The 19681-nt window shown below is 62.5% G+C and carries 17 protein-coding genes and 1 pseudogene; 9 read left to right on the forward strand and 9 right to left on the reverse strand.

Annotation, left to right across the window (positions count from 1 at the left end; genetic code table 11):
* Positions 1-306 precede the first annotated feature (306 nt).
* Positions 307-1773 (forward strand): PLP-dependent aminotransferase family protein, encoded by a 1467-nt coding sequence (locus tag FV227_RS14625; protein ID WP_147859292.1) that lies wholly within the window; start codon positions 307-309, stop codon positions 1771-1773.
* A 557-nt stretch (positions 1774-2330) separates the two neighbouring features.
* Positions 2331-2744, forward strand: a complete 414-nt coding sequence (locus FV227_RS14630; RefSeq protein WP_147859293.1) for a hypothetical protein — start codon at positions 2331-2333, stop codon at positions 2742-2744.
* 497 nt (positions 2745-3241) lie between these two features.
* Here the strand turns inward: FV227_RS14630 and FV227_RS14635 are convergent, their stop codons facing one another.
* The 6 genes and pseudogenes from FV227_RS14635 to FV227_RS14655 form a co-directional block, all read right to left on the reverse strand.
* The gene (locus FV227_RS14635; RefSeq protein ID WP_147859294.1) at positions 3242-3856 is read right to left on the reverse strand and encodes a DUF892 family protein; all 615 of its coding nucleotides are present in this window, start codon (positions 3854-3856) and stop codon (positions 3242-3244) included.
* A gap of 57 nt (positions 3857-3913) precedes the next feature.
* Entirely contained in the window at positions 3914-4111 is a 198-nt protein-coding gene (locus FV227_RS14640; RefSeq protein ID WP_147859295.1) for a hypothetical protein, read from the reverse strand.
* A gap of 89 nt (positions 4112-4200) precedes the next feature.
* Complete coding sequence (locus tag FV227_RS14645) at positions 4201-4989, reverse strand: alpha/beta fold hydrolase (RefSeq protein WP_147859296.1); 789 nt, start codon at positions 4987-4989, stop codon at positions 4201-4203.
* 526 nt (positions 4990-5515) lie between these two features.
* The gene (locus tag FV227_RS14650; RefSeq protein WP_210246720.1) at positions 5516-6598 is read right to left on the reverse strand and encodes a catalase family protein; all 1083 of its coding nucleotides are present in this window, start codon (positions 6596-6598) and stop codon (positions 5516-5518) included.
* A gap of 24 nt (positions 6599-6622) precedes the next feature.
* Positions 6623-6853, reverse strand: a pseudogene (locus FV227_RS29515) (cytochrome b/b6 domain-containing protein); the annotation flags it as partial.
* A 140-nt stretch (positions 6854-6993) separates the two neighbouring features.
* Positions 6994-7272: a hypothetical protein gene (locus tag FV227_RS14655; RefSeq protein WP_246686628.1), complete on the reverse strand. Its 279-nt coding sequence runs from the start codon at positions 7270-7272 to the stop codon at positions 6994-6996.
* A 795-nt stretch (positions 7273-8067) separates the two neighbouring features.
* Between FV227_RS14655 and FV227_RS14660 the strand changes: the two genes are divergently transcribed.
* The 6 genes from FV227_RS14660 (at position 8068) to FV227_RS14685 (ending at position 12554) form a co-directional block, all read left to right on the forward strand.
* Positions 8068-8832 (forward strand): bacteriorhodopsin, encoded by a 765-nt coding sequence (locus tag FV227_RS14660; RefSeq protein ID WP_147859298.1) that lies wholly within the window; start codon positions 8068-8070, stop codon positions 8830-8832.
* Positions 8833-8876: 44 nt separating this feature from the next.
* Positions 8877-9779, forward strand: coding sequence for a Brp/Blh family beta-carotene 15,15'-dioxygenase (locus FV227_RS14665; protein WP_187274813.1), 903 nt, complete (start codon positions 8877-8879; stop codon positions 9777-9779).
* Between the two features lie 39 nt (positions 9780-9818).
* On the forward strand, positions 9819-10922 hold the full coding sequence (locus tag FV227_RS14670; RefSeq protein WP_210246719.1) for a hypothetical protein: 1104 nt from the start codon (positions 9819-9821) through the stop codon (positions 10920-10922).
* A 15-nt stretch (positions 10923-10937) separates the two neighbouring features.
* Positions 10938-11336, forward strand: coding sequence for a DUF1622 domain-containing protein (locus FV227_RS14675; RefSeq protein WP_147859300.1), 399 nt, complete (start codon positions 10938-10940; stop codon positions 11334-11336).
* A complete protein-coding gene (locus tag FV227_RS14680; RefSeq protein WP_187274814.1) occupies positions 11333-11689 on the forward strand; it encodes a DUF1622 domain-containing protein in 357 nt (118 codons plus the stop codon). The genes FV227_RS14675 and FV227_RS14680 overlap by 4 nt, the downstream gene beginning before the upstream one ends.
* 388 nt (positions 11690-12077) lie before the next feature.
* Positions 12078-12554: a DUF892 family protein gene (locus tag FV227_RS14685; RefSeq protein WP_147859302.1), complete on the forward strand. Its 477-nt coding sequence runs from the start codon at positions 12078-12080 to the stop codon at positions 12552-12554.
* 479 nt (positions 12555-13033) lie between these two features.
* Here FV227_RS14685 and FV227_RS14690 read toward each other — a convergent pair whose 3' ends face one another.
* Together FV227_RS14690 and FV227_RS14695 are read right to left on the reverse strand one after the other, a co-directional pair.
* Positions 13034-14005 (reverse strand): BLUF domain-containing protein, encoded by a 972-nt coding sequence (locus FV227_RS14690; protein ID WP_147859303.1) that lies wholly within the window; start codon positions 14003-14005, stop codon positions 13034-13036.
* Between the two features lie 28 nt (positions 14006-14033).
* Entirely contained in the window at positions 14034-15734 is a 1701-nt protein-coding gene (locus tag FV227_RS14695; protein WP_147859304.1) for an EAL domain-containing protein, read from the reverse strand.
* Between the two features lie 743 nt (positions 15735-16477).
* Here FV227_RS14695 and FV227_RS14700 point away from each other — a divergent pair.
* Entirely contained in the window at positions 16478-18025 is a 1548-nt protein-coding gene (locus FV227_RS14700) for an FAD-dependent oxidoreductase (protein ID WP_147859305.1), read from the forward strand.
* A 302-nt stretch (positions 18026-18327) separates the two neighbouring features.
* On the opposite strand, the gene repC is transcribed toward FV227_RS14700, so the two are convergent.
* Positions 18328-19542, reverse strand: a complete 1215-nt coding sequence (gene repC, locus FV227_RS14705) for a plasmid replication protein RepC (protein ID WP_147859306.1) — start codon at positions 19540-19542, stop codon at positions 18328-18330.
* Positions 19543-19681: the final 139 nt, after the last annotated feature.

Below are 19681 nucleotides of genomic sequence, written 5' to 3' on the forward strand. Positions count from 1 at the left end.
GGCAGCCGCCGAAGAAGGTCTCGGTCAGGCTCTCGGCCTCCGCGACGATCAGGGAGTCCGGCTTGACGATTTCGTTCATGTTTCCTCCACCGTCGGGCGTCCGGCCTTCTTGGCGTTCCGGATGGCGAGCCCGACCCGTTCCTTAGGGGCACTAAAACGCAAACAATTCCAAATTTTGGTCAGGCGAAAGTGCCAAAGCAGGCACGGTCCATGGTACCAACCGTTTTGTCGCGCCTTGGCGGCCCGATGGCAGTCCGGGCCGGGTCGACCTCCCGGCTCCCGGAGCCGCAACGTGCGGAGTGACGTGTGGAACTGACACTCACCCTCGACCCTATCTCCGGCAAGCCGCTCCAGGTTCAGGTGTTCGATCAGGTCCGGGAGATCATCCTAGAAGGAAAGTTGAAGGCCGGCATGGCGCTACCGGCGAGCCGACTGCTGGCCGAGCGCCTCGGCATCTCTCGCAACACGGTGAACACGGCCTACGAGCGGCTCGCGGCCGAGGGCTACATCAAGGCGCGTGGCACGGCGGGCGTGTTCGTGGAACCCATCCCGCCTGACAGCCTTCTGTTGATCCAGCGTGGCGTCCAGCCCCTTACCAACGGGCCGGTCCCGGATAAGGGGAGCGAGCCCCTTCTCTGCTTCGCCGGCTCGCCCGGGGGCGGCGGTGACCGCCCCGCCCTAGACTTCTGGGTCGGGCGCTCGGACCCCGCTGGGTTCCCCCTCCGCATCTGGCGGCGGATCGTCAACCGGCTCCTTTCACATGAGACCGCCTATCTAACCGACTACTGCGATCCGGCCGGTCTCCCGGAACTTCGCGCGGCCATCGCCACGCACCTGAGGCGGGCACGCGCCGTCGCCGTGACGGAGGACCAGGTCGTCGTGACCACGGGCGGGCAGGACGCGCTCAACCTCGTGTTCAACCTGCTCAAGGGGCACACCCAGCAGCTCTGCATCGAGAACCCCTGCTACCTCGGGGCATCCCTGATCTTCAGGAGCGCCGGCATGGCCATCCATCCGGTCCCGGTCGACGGCGACGGCCTGCGCACGGACCTTCTGCCCAGGGACCGGGGCAGCCTGCTGTACGTCACACCCTCGCACCAGTTCCCGACCGGAGCGATGATGCCGGTGACCCGGCGACTAGAACTCCTTCGCTGGGCCGAGGAGACCGACAGCTACATCGTCGAGGACGACTACGACAGCGACTTCCGCTACGACGGCCCGCCGCTGACCGCCCTGGCCGGCCTCGATGGGGGACGGCGCGTCTTCTACGTCGGCACCTTCTCCAAGTCGGTGGGGGCGGGCCTGCGCATCGGCTACGCTACGGTCCCGCGCATGTCATGGAACGACGCGCGGATGCTGAAGGCCCGGATGAGCAACGGACAGGCTTGGCTTGAGCAGGCCGCGCTAGCTGCCTTCATCGACGAGGGGCATTTCGACCGACACCTGCGCCGCCTGAGGCAGGTCTACAAGTCGCGCCGCGACTGCCTCGTCCGGGCGCTTCGAGAGACGTTCGAGGAGCCCGTCATCCTCGGCGCCGAGAGCGGCCTGCACTTGGTCTGGCGACTTCCAGAAGGCTTCCCGCCGGCTAGGAGGATCCAGGTTGCGGCGCGGGAGCAAGGTATCGGCGTCTATGCGCTGTCCAGCGGGGCCGCTTATCACTTCGACCCCGAAGCGCGGGACGACATGCTTGTGTTTGGCTACTCATCGCTGACCGAAGCTCAGATCGAAAGTGCGGTACGTGAGCTGAGAGCGATTTCGGAGAATACCAGCTGAGGACAACGCTTCGCGCAGCGCAAGTCCGCTTTCAGGATTTCGCGATGCGGCTGCAAGCGACCGGGTTGGGTCGAAAGCGGACCCCAAGCCGCTCCATACTGGAGCTTATGCGAATGGATCTGTGTCATAGGAACGGAGGTTTGCGTGACGCCTATCACCACCCCCTTTTTAAAGGCGGTTTGGCGATTTATACAACCATTGATAATCTGCCTCCAATTGGTGAAGCAGCTTATTATTAAGCTCGAAATATAAGGTTGAATATGCCCCTTCCAGACGGGACAATGACAGACGAAGAATTTGCCAGGGCTGTTTCTAAACTATTTGATCTCTGGAATAAAAACGGAGGTCGGAAACTATGTAGCTCTTGTGGAAGCAGCGGATTTTTGGTTCATCCCGCCCTGTTAGAAAACAAATCAGATAGAGCAAATCCTGCAGCCCCCTTTACTCGATTTCCATCTGTTGCTGTATATTGCAGTAATTGCGGTTTAACCGAGCACTATGTTGCGCGGCTCCTGGGGATAGAGGCTCTTTCTATTTCCTCTTTGGGGGAAAAATAGATGGATCAACCCCAAAAAGGTCCCAACTCTTTAGTTGGCGTTCCAGCCCCCAAAGGCCGCATCTCTGTAGCTGAATTTGTTGATTACCACATGATACTAGACAACGAGCTGTCTCAATTAAGTAGACCTGAGACCGGTATTGTTGGCTCGTTTGGGTTCGCTGGATTTGGGGGCGCACTAGGTTTGGCCCCGGCATTCTATGAGGCTTGGTCTAAGCTACCCAAAGACGGGCAGCCGGTCATGTTCAAGCAAGGAGAAATAATAACCGTTTCTTTATTTGTTGGATCATTTGTGATTTGTATAGTTTGCTTGATTATATTTGGAATAAACGTATTCAGAAATCGTGGACTAGCAAAATTAATAAGAAATAGGCAGCGGAACTCAATGGCCGATACTCAAACGCCGCATGAGTGAGGTCTTAAAAGCGAGCGTCATATAGTGGTGCTATTCGGTTTCTAGGGGGTTATTTAGTGTCAGCTAAATGACCGTTTTTCCGACGCGTACGACTACATGCAGCAAAGTCCGCTATGGGTGGGGAGCAGACCCAGACCCTTCGTCCGGAAGCGGACGTTCCGTCTCCGACCCAACCCAGCCGCCCGGACCGCCATCGGCATTTCTCCAAAGCAGCCGTTCGTCAGGCCTCCGGCAACTTCGGCTCGGGGTGGCGAACGGAAGTTGATCGGCGGCCATAAAGCGGACGTTCGACCTTGCGCGGCTAGGGGTGAACCCGGTCGGCAGCAGGTGCGTGTCACCGATCAAGTCGACGGCCAGGGCCGCGAGGGTGGCCGCGACGCTTAGGCCCACCGTCACGGTCGAGGCCAGGCACTGGAGGGGACGGCGACGCGCACGCTGGGGCGGACCTTGGTTGCCGGCAGGCCCGCCGTGGGAGCCGCGCCTCGTCCACCCGTCCTTCAGCGTCGCTTGGATCGCCCCGCTTTCACGAGCGCGGCCGCGGCCAAGACACCGCCAAGCGCCAACCCGACCGTGAGGCCGGGGTGCATGGCCGCCGTGGTCGCGAGCGCAGTCTCGCCCGGGTAGCGTGACGAAGTGCGGCGTGACAACAGGTGATCGTAAAGCTGCGTGAAGGCGCAATCGATCGCGCGGGTCTCGACGAGCGTGCGATCCAAGAGCTTGACGGCTTTGGCATGTCCGAGCGCGTGTGCGGTCCTCCGCAGCGTGCCATACCTGGCGATGTAGAAATGCGCCGCGACTTGACCGTACTCGATGTTGATGAGGTCGCGGTCGGCGGCGTCCCCATGCTTGGCTATTTCCGCTTCGTTGAGATCGCAGATGCCCTGCATGGCGGGATCGTTTCTGGGGTCGGGCTTGACGCCGATCGAGTCGAAAACCTCGTCCAACCGCTCTAGCTGAACGATGTTCTGTTTCGATCCGGCCTCCAGCATCTGTTTCAGCTTCGGCAGCGTCGCCGTCTTGTTGTTGCGCGTCGCCTGCGCCGCCCCCTGCCGATGCGCTCCGTAGAGAAGGTCTAACCCTTCCTCGAAAAGTCGCCGGTTCCCTAACATCATTCCTCACCTCGTGTTCGCCGTCTTGAACTCAGAGTCTGTCTGGCAACTCTGGCCGCCCTAGTCGTTCGGTTGATGCGATCGACTGCGGTATCCAACGCAGTAAGCGCCCGGGTCGGCCTCAAGATCCGTCTCGGCCTTCTGCAGGCGGCAGGTATCTACGGGCGCCGACTGGAACTGGGGCGCCGACACAATGCCGCGCTCTAGGTTGGCTTTGAAGCGCTGCTTCATTTCCGCGGCGATGAAAGAGCGGACCATGGACCGGATCCCGAGCGGATGCGGCAAGCTCGGCCGATATGCTTGACGATCCGGGGATGACCGCAGGCTCTGGGGTGCAAGAAGCCCTTTCAAGGCGCATCCTCCCCGACCGTTTCAAGGATCACGCGCGCCGTCTCGGCAGGCTGATCCCAATGCGGGAAGTGGCTGCAGCGTTCGAACCAGTGCAGCCGGGCCGACGGGAAGGCTACCTGGGCGCGTGCAGCCTGGCGTGGCAGCAGCAGGTGGTCCTGGCGGCCCCAGCCTATGGTGATAAGGCCAGGGGTCTGCGCCGAGCCCTGCTGCAACGGCCCGCGTGCCAGCTCACGCAGCATCGCATCGAACACCGGTGTGGCCGCCAGGCTTTGCAGCTCCTCTTCGACAAGCTGCGGTGGTAGCACCCACGGACGGGCCGACAGTTGGGCCAGCAACACCGTACGGGTGACGGCATGGCGCGACAGGCCAGGATGGAAGGGCCGCAGCAGCCGCACCAGGCGTATCGATGCCGCGAGCGTCCAGTGTAACCAGCGCGTTTCCCACCCGCGCCAGAAACCGCCGGGATCGAGCGCCACGCAGTGCCGACCGATGCCCCGCCGCGCCAGCTCCAACACCAGCCGGCCCCCCACCGAACTGCCGACAAGGTCCGCCGTCGTCAGGCCATGGGACTGCACGAAGCCGGCTAGGGCATCCGCATAAGCCTCCACCGTCTGCCGGCCCGCGAGCGGGGCCGATCTGCCATGTCCCGGCAGGTCGACCAAGATCAGTTCGCGCGAGCCGCGCAATGCGCTCAAGAGCGGATCCCAGGTGCGGAGATTGGCCCCCAGCCCATGGACCATCAGGAGCGGCCGGCCCGTGCCGAGGCGTTCAAGATGTAGGAACATGACGGCATTGTCCTTCAATGTTCGCGCTGCAGTCCGAACATTGGTCCGTCGCAGATTTCGTCAGGCCGGGCGTGCCAGTCAGGTCCGCGGGTCGCTCATATCGGACGCATCGAGGTCGAGTGACCCGCCGCGGCATTCGGTGAACCCGCACAGGCGATCAGAACATGAACCCATGGCCGGGTTGGCGCTTGCCGAGCCAGCATCGTCGTGCGCGGTCCGTGCGATCACGCCGGCTCCAAACGGTCGATGGACGGAGACTTGACGGCACGGAGCCATCCAGCCCCCGGGAACGTCTCACCATCGTCTTCAGTTCTTTGCGATCGGCTCCTTGATCCGGAACCTGAGGGCTTCGATCACGACCGTCTACGTCAGGATGGCGCCGCCGCGGTCGATGTGCGTGTTGCACACCACCGCATCGTCGGTTCAATGGGAGACGGAGGGGCCCTCGAACTCAAAGGCGTGCGCCCGGGCGACATCAACCAGCCTGTCGGCCCCCCCTGGCTGTCCGATGTCGGTCATGTCGCGCCTAGGCCGGAACGTGATCAATGCTCGCGGTATCCTCGGACGCCACGCCATTCTTGCTGTGGCGGAAATCGCTCAGCGCCTGGTAAACCCGAAGCCGTGCGCGCATCACGGAACCAAGCGGCCGGTGAGCCGCGAGACTATGGGCAGGACGGAAGGTCATCACCTCGTCGAAGTAGCGCACACGGTCCGCGCCGTAGGCATCCTGCCGGGGCAGGCGCAGCGTCGCGACCGTACGGTAGGGGCTGATGGAGACCGGCCAGTCGACCGAGGCATCCTCGATGGGTTGGCTATCGGCGTCGGCCCAGATCTGGGCCCTCAACTCGAACACCACCTCGTGGTCGCGGAAGAAGGCGACCGTGGCATGGCGGAAGCCGTCCTCGTCCTGATGCGGATCGAGCCGCCACTCGGATAGGGCACGCTGGCTTTCCGTCGCCGGAACGACCCCGAGCTTGGCCACGTAATCGCCGTAGCGGACCGGCGCCTGGCTGAAGTAGCTGTCGGCGAGGGGGTGGCTGTAGGGATGGCCGAAGAAGTCGGCCAGCGCGCTCTCCGTCCCGAAGGCGTGCAGCGCGCGATTGAGGTTGCGCATCGTCGACGAGACCGCGCTCTTCACCCCTTCCGGCAACCCCGTGGACTTCCCGATGACGGTGCCGTCCCGCAGGAAGCCGGCCGCCGTCCCCGAGGGAAACGTGGTGCCCGTCGCGAGTACGAAGTCCTGGGTGTCGACGGCGTGGCCGGGCAGCTTCTCGCCCGGCACGTCGAACACCTTGATGGACATGCCGCGGTGGGTCGAGACCCGGTCGCCCAGGGTCTCGCCCGGGCCCTGTGCAAAACGAACCGCCACGGGGTGGGTGCCGGGCGTGGCGAACAGCCCTTGGGCCAGTTCGGGCGGCAGGCCGGCGGCGATCGTCAACTCGCCGGTGACGCACGCAGAGCTCTTCGCGTGGCTGGCACGCACGGCATGGTGCTCGCGTGCCTCGACGGTCTGCGATTGCTGCGTCATGCCGTTGATGATGCCGTCAATCGTCTTCTGCTCGTCCGGATCGGGCTTCTCGACGTCGGGTGCGTATCGAAGGTAGGTCATGTTCTTCCTCACGGGGATCGGGGAGCCGAGCCAGCCCGTCGTGTCGAAGCCGTGACCGAATACCGTCGTCACGCCCTTGGGCGGGTCGGCCTCGGTCGAGGACATCGCCATCAGCGGCGTGTCGAAGGTCGAGACGCTGCCCCAGTAAAGGGCCGGGTGGGCGTTGAAGATTTGCAGGCCACTCATCACCAGGACCAGGAGGCAGACCGCGTTCACCCAGTGCGTGATGCGGATGACGACGGGATGCCGGAACATCCATCGGCGACGCTCGACCTAATCAGTCTCTGGCGCTGATCGGGTGAGATAGGTTCGGGCCAAGCGGTCTTCCTTGAAATCGTGGCCTGCAGGGCGGAGATCCCTTCATCGGGAGCTCCGGGACTGTCAGGCGCTTGAAATCACATACCGCGGTTCATCATCCGCTTCTTCATCATGCGGCGCTTCATCATTTGCTTCCGCATCATGCGCTTCTTCATCATCATCCGGTCGCTCTGCATCATGCGGACCTGGGTGACGCCGCTCTCGGACTGGAGGCCGTTGACGGACATCGGGGCGGCGCTGGCCGAACCGGTCACGAATGCGATGCCGCCAAGGGCGGTCAATGCGGTGAGGGCGAGTGTGAACTTCTTCATGCAAGATCTCCTGTAGTGCTGAATGCCATATTCAACCTTCGTCACAACAGAAATTTTCCGGCATTGTTCCGATATATAAAATCTCGTCAATTGATGGTTATTTGCCTTTCGGCCAAGCGGTAGCGTGTACCTAAGCAGAGCCTTCGGCACGAACGTTCTTGGGTCGTCTGTAAGCGGTACGACATCCGCTGATTTTGAGTTTCAGATTTTCACACCGGCGGTCAGGATGCCGCGCATTCTCACCCGCCCCGGCCATCGGGGAATGCCATACCAAGTAGCTGCAAGCGGACCTTCCGACCTTCCGCATTGGGTCGGGAGCACGCGGCGCGAGGACTTCCGCTTCTTACGACCGCCGTCCAGAAGCGGACCGGCGGGAAACCACCCGACCCGGTCGTTGAGCGGACTGGCGGGACCCGACCCGACTCTGTCGTTCCAGATCCCCAACGCGATGCCTGAGAGCGGACGTTGAGCCAAACAGTGTTGTTCGACCAAAAATGACCAGAGAGCGACCCCACCGCGCGGGAGGGCGCGCGCGAGGCGGAGCCCAGCGTGAGATTGCTCGCAGCGGTCGGCGCCTCATCAGGTGATGAAGCTGGGCAGGCATTCGAGCTTCAGCGCCCGGTCAGATACAGGAACAACAAACAATTGTTATGAGATCACAAATAATTATGGCCGTATTATCTTTTGATCGGTTTTACGAAAATATCTCGATCTTTTATGCCAATTGATCAAGGTCCGCGTCCGATCGTTTTTATTTATTAGAGCCCGGCTATCTTTATCTTCGTCGTAGGATAAATCCCGGCGCATGGTGCGGCACACGCCGCACGCTGCGAGGGCGATATGAGTTCAAATCCCATTCTATGGGCCACCGCCTTGGTTATGCTGGCTGGTGGTCTGCTCATCCTTGCGACCGGCAAGCGCCGTACCTCGTCCGAGGGGCTCCACACCGTTCTTCACGGCATCGTCCCGATCATTGCAGCCTGCTCCTACCTCGCTATGGCAACTGGCCAAGGCTTGGTGATGCTGCCTACTAATGAAGCCGTCGCTGTGGGTGCGGCCACTCCGACACGGGTGTTCTACTTCGCCCGCTACATCGATTGGGCCTTCACGACGCCCCTATTGCTCGTCTCGCTGGGCTTCACCGCCATGCGGCATCTGCCTAAGCGCCATGGCGCGATTGTCGGCGCGGTGCTGGCCGACGTGATGATGATCGTCACGGCCTTCGCCTTCGGTGCCTCGGAGCTGGGCTGGACCAAGTGGACGTGGTTCATCGTCTCCTGCGTCGCCTTCCTCGGCGTGTACTACGCGATCTGGAAGCCGCAGATGGAGGCCAACACCCTTGAGCGCGATGACGTGCAGGCAACCTACAAGCGCAACGCCACGATCTTGTCCGTCGTTTGGTTGGTCTACCCAGTCATCCTCGCAGTCGCGCCTGACGGCCTCAACATCGTCAGCGATGCCGTCAGCGTGCTGGTTATCGCGATCCTCGATGTCATCGCCAAAGTGATCTACGGCTACATGTCGGTGATGTCGGACACCAAGGCCACGGAGCGGGATCTGGCAGAGGATCGCCCAGACGCCGTCGCCATGCGTAGAACCGCTTGATGCCGTCGACGGGCGGGACGACGCCTCTCCTCCCGCCCGTCGCGGTGGCACCGCTGCTGTTTGCCCTACCCGTTCTCGCCATGAGCCTTACGTTCCCGTGGCAGGGGCAATGGGTCTGCGCGGTCGCCCTGATCATCGTGTTCGGCGTGCCGCACGGTGCGCTCGACGTCGAGATCGGCCGCACCTTGCTGCGGCATCGCGTGGGTTGGGCGTGGTTCCCGCTGTTTGCCGTTCCCTATCTCGCCCTGGTTGCCGTCGTGCTCGTGGCGTGGCGGCTCGCCCCTGAGGCCACCCTGGGCGGATTCCTGCTGCTGTCCGTATGGCACTTCGGAGCCGAGGAAACCGGCAGCGGCGGCCTACCGGCTCTAGCCTTGGGCGGATTGCCGGTGGCCCTGCCGGTCCTCTTGCAACCCGCCGCTACGGCTGAGGTGCTGACGGCCATCTCCGGCGTGCTGTTCAAGACCCCACCGCACTGGTTGGTTTGGGCGGGCCTGCTATGGCTGCCAATTGTGATCGCTTGGGCGGCTCGTACTGTGTTCCTCGGGCAGGTGCGCTCCCTGATCGTCCCTTTCGCCGCGGGCATCGGCTTCGCCATGCTGCCGCCCCTCGTAGCTTTCGCTCTCTACTTTGTCGTGGTGCATGCCCCAGCGCACACATCTGCGCTAATTGATCATCCCACGCGCGCGCCCCGGGTGCGAGGCCCAGCTTCCGCATGGTGGAGGGCGCTGCCGACTACGATCCTCACGGTGTTGATTGGGGCAGCACTCTGGTTCGTTACGCCCGGTGAGCCAACGGTACGTCTGGTCTGCGTCACGCTCCAGCTTCTCGCGGCCTTGACCCTGCCGCACATGCTGTTTGATGCGTGGCTCACCCGGCATGAGCGGGCCAAAGCCACCGGACAGCATTGGGCAATTTTGGACGCAGCGCCGAACCCGTCCGGGTCGTGACGACACGAGGCACACGAGCGGCCTGAAGGGCGACTCGGAGTGACCCACACCAAGGACGCCACGATGCTTTCTTCCTGGTCGCTGCCGATGCTGGTTGCGTTCTTTGCGGGTGCGGCGAGCATCATCTGGTATGCCGGCATCAAGCTCTCCGACACCACAGACGTGCTCGCCACTCGCCTCGGGCTCGGAGAGGCGCTTGGCGGACTGATCCTGCTCGCCATCGCCACCAACCTGCCCGAGATCGCCATTACGATAAGTGCTGCCTGGCGCGGCAATCTAAGCATCGCTATCGGCAACCTACTCGGCGGCATCGGCGTGCAAACGTTGGTGCTCGTGGCCCTCGACGCGTTCAGCGGGCGAGGCCGACGACCCCTGACCTACCGAGCCGCAAGCCTCTCGCTGGCACTCGAAGGCACCCTGGTCGTGGCAGTGCTGATCCTGGCCATCATGGCCAGCCGCCTACCCGAGAGCCTGATCGTGGCGCATGTGGCGCCGGGCGGTCTCGCGATTGCACTCGTTTGGATGCTCGGCAGCTGGTTGATCGGGCGGTCGCGCAGCGACCTGCCCTGGCACGTTGGCAGTTCGGCAGCGGAAGCGCAGAGCCGACCGCAGGGCCACAGCCGGACACGTAAGTCGCAGGAGACTGGGGTTAAGGGCGTCACGACGGTGCGCACGGCAACCCTCTTCATGCTCGCAGCCCTGGCCACTCTGGTCTGTGGCGTGGCCCTCGAAGTAAGTGGGGATGCCATCGCCGACCGGATCGGGATGAGCGGCGTCTTGTTCGGCGCGACCGTGCTGGCGGCAGCAACCTCGCTGCCGGAACTCTCGACCGGCCTCGCATCAGTACGGCTCGGCGACGATAAACTCGCGATCAGCGACATCTTTGGCGGCAACGCCTTCCTGCCGGTACTCTTCCTCGTAGCGACGGTGATCTCCGGTCGCCCCGCGTTGCCGCAGGCGCAAGATACCGATGTCTACCTCGCTGGCCTCGGTGTTCTCCTCACCTGTGCCTACATCGCCGGGCTGATCTTTCGCCCGCAGCGACGCGTGCTGGGCATGGGCATCGACTCGCTCGCCGTCCTCATCCTCTACGCGATTGGCATTGCAGGCCTCTTCGCCATCGCGTTGGCACCCAAACCTTGATCAGGAGCGGAGCGTGTGGAAGCGTATATCAAAGCACTGACGCTCTGGCTCGCTACCGGCACGGAAGCCGCGGCCGCACTGATCATCGGTCTCGCTACCGTTGAGGCGACCATAGGCGCCCTGCTCCTGTTCCTGCCAGGCACGGGGCGGCATTCTGATCCGCAGGCTGCCAAGGAAGAGGTACGCCTGAGGCTCGGACGCTGGCTCGCCGTAGCGTTGGAGTTCGAACTTGGCGCCGACATCCTGCGCACGGCCGTGGCGCCGACCTGGTCGGAGATCGGCCAGCTTGCGGCCATAGCGGCGATCCGCACGCTACTGAACTACTTTCTGCAGAAGGAGATCGACAAAGCAGAAGCGCAAAGCGCTTTGGCTGGTGAGCCCAGAGCTACATCCGATCAAGGTACTGCGCCGTGAGCAGCCTTGATCCCTGGATCTTGAGCCTCGCGACTCTGATCGAGTTCGGCGGTGGTCTCCTCGTCGTTGCGGGCTGCACGCGCGGCCTTTGGCACCTCGCGCTCGGGCGCGGAGCCCGGCACAGTATCGTGAGCGCACGCCTGTTCGTGGCCGATGGCATCGTAGCAGGCCTCGGGTTCAAGACGGCCGCGACCTTGCTCAAAACGATTGAGTTGCGCAGTTGGGACGCGATCCTGATGTTTCTTGCGGTGTTCGCCCTGCGCGTTTTCATCAAGCAAGCACTGGCCTGGGAAGCGGCGCAGTTGCGACGCAATCACTCGATCAAATACAGATCTCAATGGGTAAATACCTAATCTAGTAGGCTGGTAGTTCTATCCCATTCGCATCTGAGTAGTAATAGATAATAATCGTGATTAGGCGTGATCGTAACGTCCGTTTGGGCGCATCCATCGCTTGAAAGCGGACAGGCTGAAAACCACCCGACCCGGTCGTTGCCACCTGTTTCAACAGCCGGCAAGCAGACCTTCCGACGGTCCGCAAAGGGTCGTGAACAGGCGCGGCAGCAACGTCTGCTCACGTTCGTAGCCGTCCGAAAGTAAACCAGCAGAGATCCACCCATAGCGGACCCCGCTCGCGCACGAACCAAACCGACCGTGCGCCGTCACCACCGTATCTTGGCCGTGGTTCGGCAGGTTGCTCCCACGATCACGCGTTTCGGTGATGGTTGATGGGAGAACGACGATGAACCAGGATACCCTCAAGCAGCTCGTCGCACAGGGTCTCGCCGCGATGAAGGCGGGCGGCAAGGTGGCGGCAGCGGCCACGGCCGAGATCCAGAACGACGCGCGTCACCCCGACCTCAAGGCAGCTCTGGAGACGGGCAATCAGGTCTCGCAGCAGTGGACGAAGCGCATCGATCAGGCGCTCCAGGAGGCTGGCGGCAGCGGTGAGCAGAAGAACCCCGTGATGGAGGGCCTCTACGAGGTCAGCCGGATGATCCGACAGCAGGCACCGGACGATACCTCCCGCGACCTCGGCATCATCGCCAACGGCCAGCTCGCGTTGCACTACTGGATCGCTGCCTTCGGAACGATGCACGCATACGCGGAGAAGGTCGGCATGACGGAAACAGCTCAGTCGATGAAGGCATCGCTCGACGAGGCCAAACAGGGCGACGAAGCTCACAACAAGATCGCTGGGCAGATCATGAACGCCTAGAGCGGTCTCGCTCCTAGACAGCGGTTCGGCCCCGCCCCGATCTGCTCACGGGACGGGGGAACCCCGGATCTCACCAGCCTGGGCCGATACGCAACATGGCCTGGGTTTCGGGTGGCGATGCAGCGCTAGGGGTACATCACCGCGATAGGCGCTGGCATGCTCCGGAACGGAGCGCTGAGTAGCCTCAAAACACCTTGGCGACCTTCTCGATCAGTCTCGGCCGTCTCCCGGCCCTTTGGCCTTCTGTGCCGCCTTCGAGGCTTCAGCGGCCGTAGCCTTGCCGCCGCGAGACTTTGGTGCCTTGAAGAAGCGAGCAGATGCCAAACATCATCGACCTCTACGCCTAATTACTGCAGGGCTCGATCCCGCTGCTGCCGCTCGCTACATCAGACTGGATCAGGACGCCTTCAGGAACCTCTTGGGTGCCGTGGCTGAACGACACGCCGACGCAGGCGCGGTCGCCGATGTCCGAGATACCCTCAGGCAACAACTCTTATCGAGGCACTTTGGCCGTGAGCCATGGAATCCCCAACTACTGTCGGATCCAAATTGCTCTCTAGTTCACCAGCTTCCCGGTCGATCGCTTTTGCCAGCAGTCGCGCACGCCAAGCCCAAAGATCTCTTTCGCGACGGATCTCGTCCGACTGCTTCTGCTCGAGGGCGAGGGCGATGTGCAAGTCATCGAGGTCATTGCGCAGGTCGGTCGTGCGCTGACGTTCTTGGGCGAGAGCATCCCGCAGGAGGGCTAGGACCGCATCGAGCTTGCTGGGATCCGCCTTCAAGGCTTCAGATCTGGCGAGTTCGGGTTTCGCCGGCGCGCGCTTGAGCGACGGGGCCGCTTCGTCCGGATAGCGCGAGTGGATGACCGGCTCCGCCTCAGTCGAAGCTTGGAAGGCGCGGCCAGGTTCCAGCAGCTCCGCGCGAACGCGCTCGACGTCCAATCCTATGCAGGGTGTTTCGGCCGTCTTGGAGATGTCGACTGTCTTAAGCGGCCCGGCAGGAACGGGCGCGGCGGCCGGGAGGCTTTCCTCATCCAGCACCAAGCCATGCAGCATGGCGAAAACTGCGTCGCCGTCGAGCCGGGTCAGATCGAAGCCGCTCGCGGCGGCGATCCCCTCCCAACGGGTGCGGCCGGTCGCTGACTGGCCCACGAAGGCCATCGACCAGTTCGTGAAGCTGCGGCTCTGGGCCGGGCCGCATTGCAGAACCGTCACGTCGCCGTGGCGCGGGTCGCACTGGATGCGCTCGAAGGTGCTCTCAACGCCCTGCTGCGGGCCTTCCAGCACCTGCGCGAACGCGCCTGCGTTGAACATCAGCGCACCGGTGACGTCGACCTTGGCGTTGTTGCGCTGAGACGCGGCCAGGATTTGCGAGACGGCTTCGGCAACCTCGGCGTCCGTTCCCTGCAAGTGGTTCTTGCTGGCATAGACGAGGCGGTAGAGATCACTCACGGCAAAAAACTCCAGGCGGAAAGATCGGTCAGTAAGTGGCGAGGTCAGATGAGAGGAACTTCAGAACCTCGGAGGCGGGAACCGGCTTGCTGATCAGGTAGCCCTGAACATCGGTGCAGCCCTCCGCGCGGATGCGCTCCATCTGGTCAGCCGTCTCGACGCCCTCGGCGACGGTGGTCATGCCGAGGCTCTTGCCGAGACCGGCAATGGCGCGAATGATCGCTTCGCCATCGCGCTTACCCGATAGATCCGCGATGAAAGAGCGGTCGATCTTGATTTTGTCGAAGGGGAAGCTGCGCAGGTAGCTCAGGGACGAGTACCCGGTTCCGAAGTCGTCCATCGACACACGTACGCCGAGTTCGCGCAGGCGGTGCAAGGTCTGTAGGGTTTTCTCGCTATGCTGCAGGAGGACGCCCTCGGTGATCTCCACCTCGAGGCGCGTGGCGGGCAGCCCGGAGGCGGCCAGCGCCGACATGATCATCTCGACGAGACGCTCGCTCTTGAACTGGGCCGGCGAGACGTTGACGGCGACCGAGAGTGGGGCGGGCCAGGTCACCGCATCGCGGCAGGCTTGGCGCATCACCCATTCGCCGATCGGCACGATCAGGCCGATTTCTTCGGCCAAGGGAATGAAGTCGAGGGGCGAGACCATCCCGCGCACCGGGTGCTGCCAGCGGATCAGCGCCTCGCAGCCCACCAGCCGGTTGCCTTCCAATTGAAGCTGCGGCTGGTAGTGCAGCTGGAACTCACGACGTGCCAGCGCTTGGCGCATGTCGAGTTCGAGCTGCCGGCGCGCCTGCATGCGCGCATCCATCTCCGGCTCGAAGAAGCGGTAGGTGGCTCGCCCGTCGAGCTTGGCCCGGTAGAGCGCAAGGTCGGCGTTCTTCAGGAGGGTGTCGGCATCGCTGCCGTCGCCCGGCGCGAGCGCAACGCCAACGCTGGCCCCGATGGTGAGCAGGTGGCCGTCGACCATGTAGGTCCGTCCGATCAGGTCCACGAGGCGGCGGGCCAGCGCCTGCGTGTTGGCGGCCTCCTGAATGTCGGTCTGCAGGATAACGAACTCATCGCCGCCGATCCGTGCTACGGTATCGGTCGGCCGCACGGTGGAGCGCAGTCGATCGGCGACCTTCTTCAGCAGGGCATCGCCCATCGGATGACCCAACGTGTCGTTGACGGGCTTGAACCGGTCTAGGTCGATCAGCAGGACGGCACACGCCTCGCCAGTGCGCTGCAGGCGCCCGATTGATTCCTTGAGGCGCTCACGCAGGAGAAGCCGGTTCGGCAGGCCTGTGAGCGGATCGTGCCGAGCCATTTCGTCGGCCTGAACTTCGGCAGCCCGACGCGCGGTGACGTCCTCGAACGTGATTGCCCATCCTTGATCGGCGACGGGGTATAGGCCGATGCCCAGGAGGTGTTCATGAAGCGTAATCTCGAAGGTAGAGCTTTCGGCTTGTGCAAAGGAACGACGCAGCTGCGCTCGCACCTGCTTCCAATGATCTCCCGCGCTGTTGCGAACGATACGAAGGATGTGTCGGACAGAAGAGCCTTCCGAAATCACTGCGTTGTGACTGCTGAGAAGGGTTAGCGACTGACCAGAGACGAGGATAACGCGCCCATGCTCGTCGATCAGCAGCAAGCCATGCCGAACAGAATTCAGGTAGGGCAGCAACAACGGCAATGCCGTGGCAACGCTCCGGAGGCTGGATTGCTCAGGAGCTTCGTCGTGCATAGATTTGGACACAACGCGTAAGGACGAAAGCATGGCAAGAGGCCTTCAGGTCGCACCCGACCTGCGCACAAGCGCGTACGAGCGATCAGGCCGATCTTAGCGATAGACAGCTAAGTCTTTCTTAAGTCGCTATTTCGACTTTTGAGAAAGATCGTTTCTGCACCTTACTGCGTCAATTAATCTCATCCATTGACTAGGCAATAATATCCCTCGTATCAAAGAAGAATCTCGAGATTTTTACAGAAACAAAAGAATTTTTTGAATGCTACAATAATCTACTGAATTTACTAACTTGTAATTGATTGAGACAGACCAAAAAAGTCCGCCTAAATAAGACAGCTATTACATCTTCTTTTTGTGTTGGTTATTCAACCGTTTTTTCGACGTATGTAGCTACATACGGCAGGGTCCGAGACGGGGGGCGGAATTTCGGCGTGCACACGACGAACGTCCTAATTAGAGGCTCAAGCCGACGCCCCCGCGAGCCAGGGAGCCTGTATTCTCAGCGTTGTACGCTCGCCCAACATGCGCTACCTTGGCCGTGTCGAAAAAGGTGGACCGGCGTGGTGAGCCCCGGTCAACTGCCCATCCAGGCAGTTCAGTTCCAGCCCCCTACGGGCCGCGGACCACGACGATGCGGACGCGTGTCCGCTCGTTGTGGGGCGCATCGATCAGCGGCATCACCGCCGTATCGCTCCCCTTCGGGTTTCTACACGCGTCCTTGATCCAACAAGGGCGAACCCATGCACGACACCCCTGTTCTCATCGTCGGCGGCAGCCTCGTCGGTCTGTCTGCTGCCCTGTTCCTTGCTTGGCGTGGCGTGCCGGTCACGTTGGTGGATAAGCACACCGGTAGCTCCCCACATCCTCGGGCAATGGGCTTCACCGAACGCACGCTTGAGTACTTCCGTGCGGTCGGCATCGACGGCCAAATCCCGCAGTGGGACCCGAAGGCCAAGCTGCGCCGCGCTCGCTTCGACAGCCTGAGCGGCGAACCCCTCTCGGAGGCGCCCTGGACGCCCGGCAAAGCCCCGGAGGAGAAGGCTCACCTCTCCCCCGTGACCGGCGCGGCGATCCCGCAGGACAAGCTCGAACCCATCCTGCGCGAGGCCGCCCGCGAACGCGGTGCCGACCTCCGGTTGGGCGTCGAGATGCTCTCCTTCCACCAGGATGCTGGCGGCATCACCGCCGAGGTGCGCGAGCGGACCACGGGCCGGACGGCCATGATCCGCGCGGACTACATGATCGCCGCCGATGGCGCGGACAGTCCGATCCGCGAACAGCTCGGCATCCCCCGCCACGGTGTCGGCCACCTGCGCACCCTACGCAGCGTGCTGTTTCGCTGCCCCGGGGCGGACGAGGCCCTGCGCCACGGCATCCAGCAGTTCGAGATCGAGCAGCCGGGGTTCAAGGCGTTCGTGACTACCTACGGCGACGGACGTTGGGTGCTGATGTTCGACGATGACCAGGTGCGTAGCAGCGAGGAGCTGCGAGCGGCTGTGCTGCGAGCCCTGGGTCGACACTTGCCGTTCGAGATCATCACCACCGGCCGATGGGAAATGGCCGGGCGCATCGCTGAGCGCTACCAGGACGGCCGGGTGTTCCTCGTGGGAGATGCCGCCCACCAACTGCCGCCGACACGCGGCGGGTTCGGAGCCAACACCGGCATCGACGACGCCTACAACCTCGCCTGGAAGCTGCAACGGGTGCTGAACGGCCGCTCCGATCCGATCCTGCTCGACAGCTACACCCCCGAGCGCCAGCCGGTCGGCTGGCTGCGCCACCAGCAGACCTTCGCCCGGCCGGACTTCACGCATTGGGTCGGTGACATCCTCAAGGACGAACACCTCTACGGCGACGCCGCGATGGAACTGGGTCAGCTGATCCGCTCGACCGTGATCGTCGGTGCAGGGTCGGAGCTGCCACCAGCGGTGCATCCGGACGTGTGGAAGGGCCAGCCCGGAAGTCGCGCTCCGCACATCTGGGTCGAGCTGGCCGGACGGCAGGTGTCGACGATCGACCTGTTCACGCACGGGTTCGTGCTTCTGTCGGCCGACCCACGCTGGTGTGCAGCAGCGGAGCACCTTGTTGACGTTCGGGCCTATCGTGTCGGCCGGGACGTCGTGTTCCCCGAGGCCGAACCGTTCACCGGAAGATTTGGTGTCTCACCCAAGGGGGCGACGTTAGTCCGTCCGGATGGTGTGGTGTGTTGGCGAGCGCAGGAAATGGCCGCCGATCCCACGGCCGTTCTCACCGCAGCGATGCACGAAGTGGCTGCCGTACCAGCCTGAGCTCGGGCCAAAGGATGGGTGGCTACCGCAGCGAATGCGCTGGCCACCCGCTCACATGCTGAGCCGATGGTCCGCTATCTGGCAGATCCGGACCTTGCAGGGCATCCCCGTGGGGTCCGAGTTGGGTCGATAGCAACCTGAACGATTTGTCGGGTATCCAACCGTTTCCCTAACAAGAACTGCTAAGTTAGGATCGAACAGAAGCAAGTGCACCTGTTTCTGTCGGGAAAATATGACCAGCTTTCTACTGTCCGATAAACCACTATGTTTACTATCCTGACATCCAGTGTAGACATTGGCGATCAAGACGGTCGGCATTGTGCGAGATGTGCACGGTTCAGGGCCATGAGGACTGGTCCCAAGCTGTAACGCCCTGCCCTTTTGCGTTCCACAAGCTTCCGCAGATAGCCTCTAGGGCTCTTGATGTGTTCGGCTCGCTGCAGGATTGCCGCGACCGTTGCGGCAGCAGTTTCTGCTCCCATCGTCGCCTGCGCCTCCCGCCATACTGCTGGGCTGATGCCGAGGATTGTACTTACTAGGTCGGAGGCTGCGACAAGATCGTGCCAGGAGCGGATCTCCGCGCCGGCGCGGGTGTAGTCCCGGATATCTGGGCAGGCATCGAGCACCATAGCGAGAGGGTAACTTTGTTTGGGCGAGCGTGCCTTTGCAGGACGTGGCTTATCAGCATCCTCAGCGCGACTCCCGGATGCCGGCTCAGCATCAAGAGTATTTATTTTAGAATTCTGTATGTGCCGCTCAGAATGGCTGTCACTGCCGTCCAAAATATAAGATTCTGATCGCGGAATGAGGACGTTGCCCACATCAGCAACAAGCATGGCTAGACTTCGCCGTATGGCTTTCAGATCGGTTGGGCTTGGTGTCCGGGGTATCGCCATCACGATGGACGCGTAGCGGGCTCGCAGCGCTGTCCAGTCCCCCTCGTGGCCGCCCTCTACGCCCGCGGTGATCATCTTGGCTGCGTCGCGACGCAGGATCGTGACCTGTTCACGCGCGAGCTGCAGTTCCCGGCGTTCGGCCTCGACGATCTCGGCCTGTTGCTTGAACTCGCACGCTCTGGAGACGATCGGCGTGAGATCAAATCCAAAGGCATACGTGATCTCACCGCCTTGTCCTTTCCGGGCGTAGCGCTTGCCGTTCGGGCTGTCTCGGCGGATTACGAGGCCAGCCTCGACCAATGCACCCAGATGGCGCCTGAGCGTTGTCTCGGCCATGCCGTGGGCGCGCAGACGAAGCTGCTCGTTTGATGGGAAGACGACAAGATCGCCCCCCTGCCCCGCGACCAGCGCCGTTTCAGGATGGAAACTGAGAAGCGCGTTAAGGACGGCAAGAGCCCTATCGGACACACCGATAGCGCCCTTGGCCTGGGCGATATGCCGGAACACTGCCCATTTGTTGACAGTGGTTTCAGGTGAGCACGCAGCGGCGGCCGCCTGCGCCTGTAGATGGGCAGCCGTTAGCGGCCGGCGCCCGAAGGGCGTCGTGATGTGAAGGTTCATATTCTCTGCCGGGCACTGGGCAAAGACAGGGCGTCCGCCGAATCGGCGCGAAATCGTTTGACGATGTGCCGGGAGATGTGCTTCTCTGCGCTTGCTTAGGGACTACAGAGAGGGCCTTCCGGACGCGGTTCGGGGGGCC

Origin of the sequence: Methylobacterium sp. WL119, from assembly GCF_008039875.1 — a bacterium.
GTDB lineage: Bacteria > Pseudomonadota > Alphaproteobacteria > Rhizobiales > Beijerinckiaceae > Methylobacterium.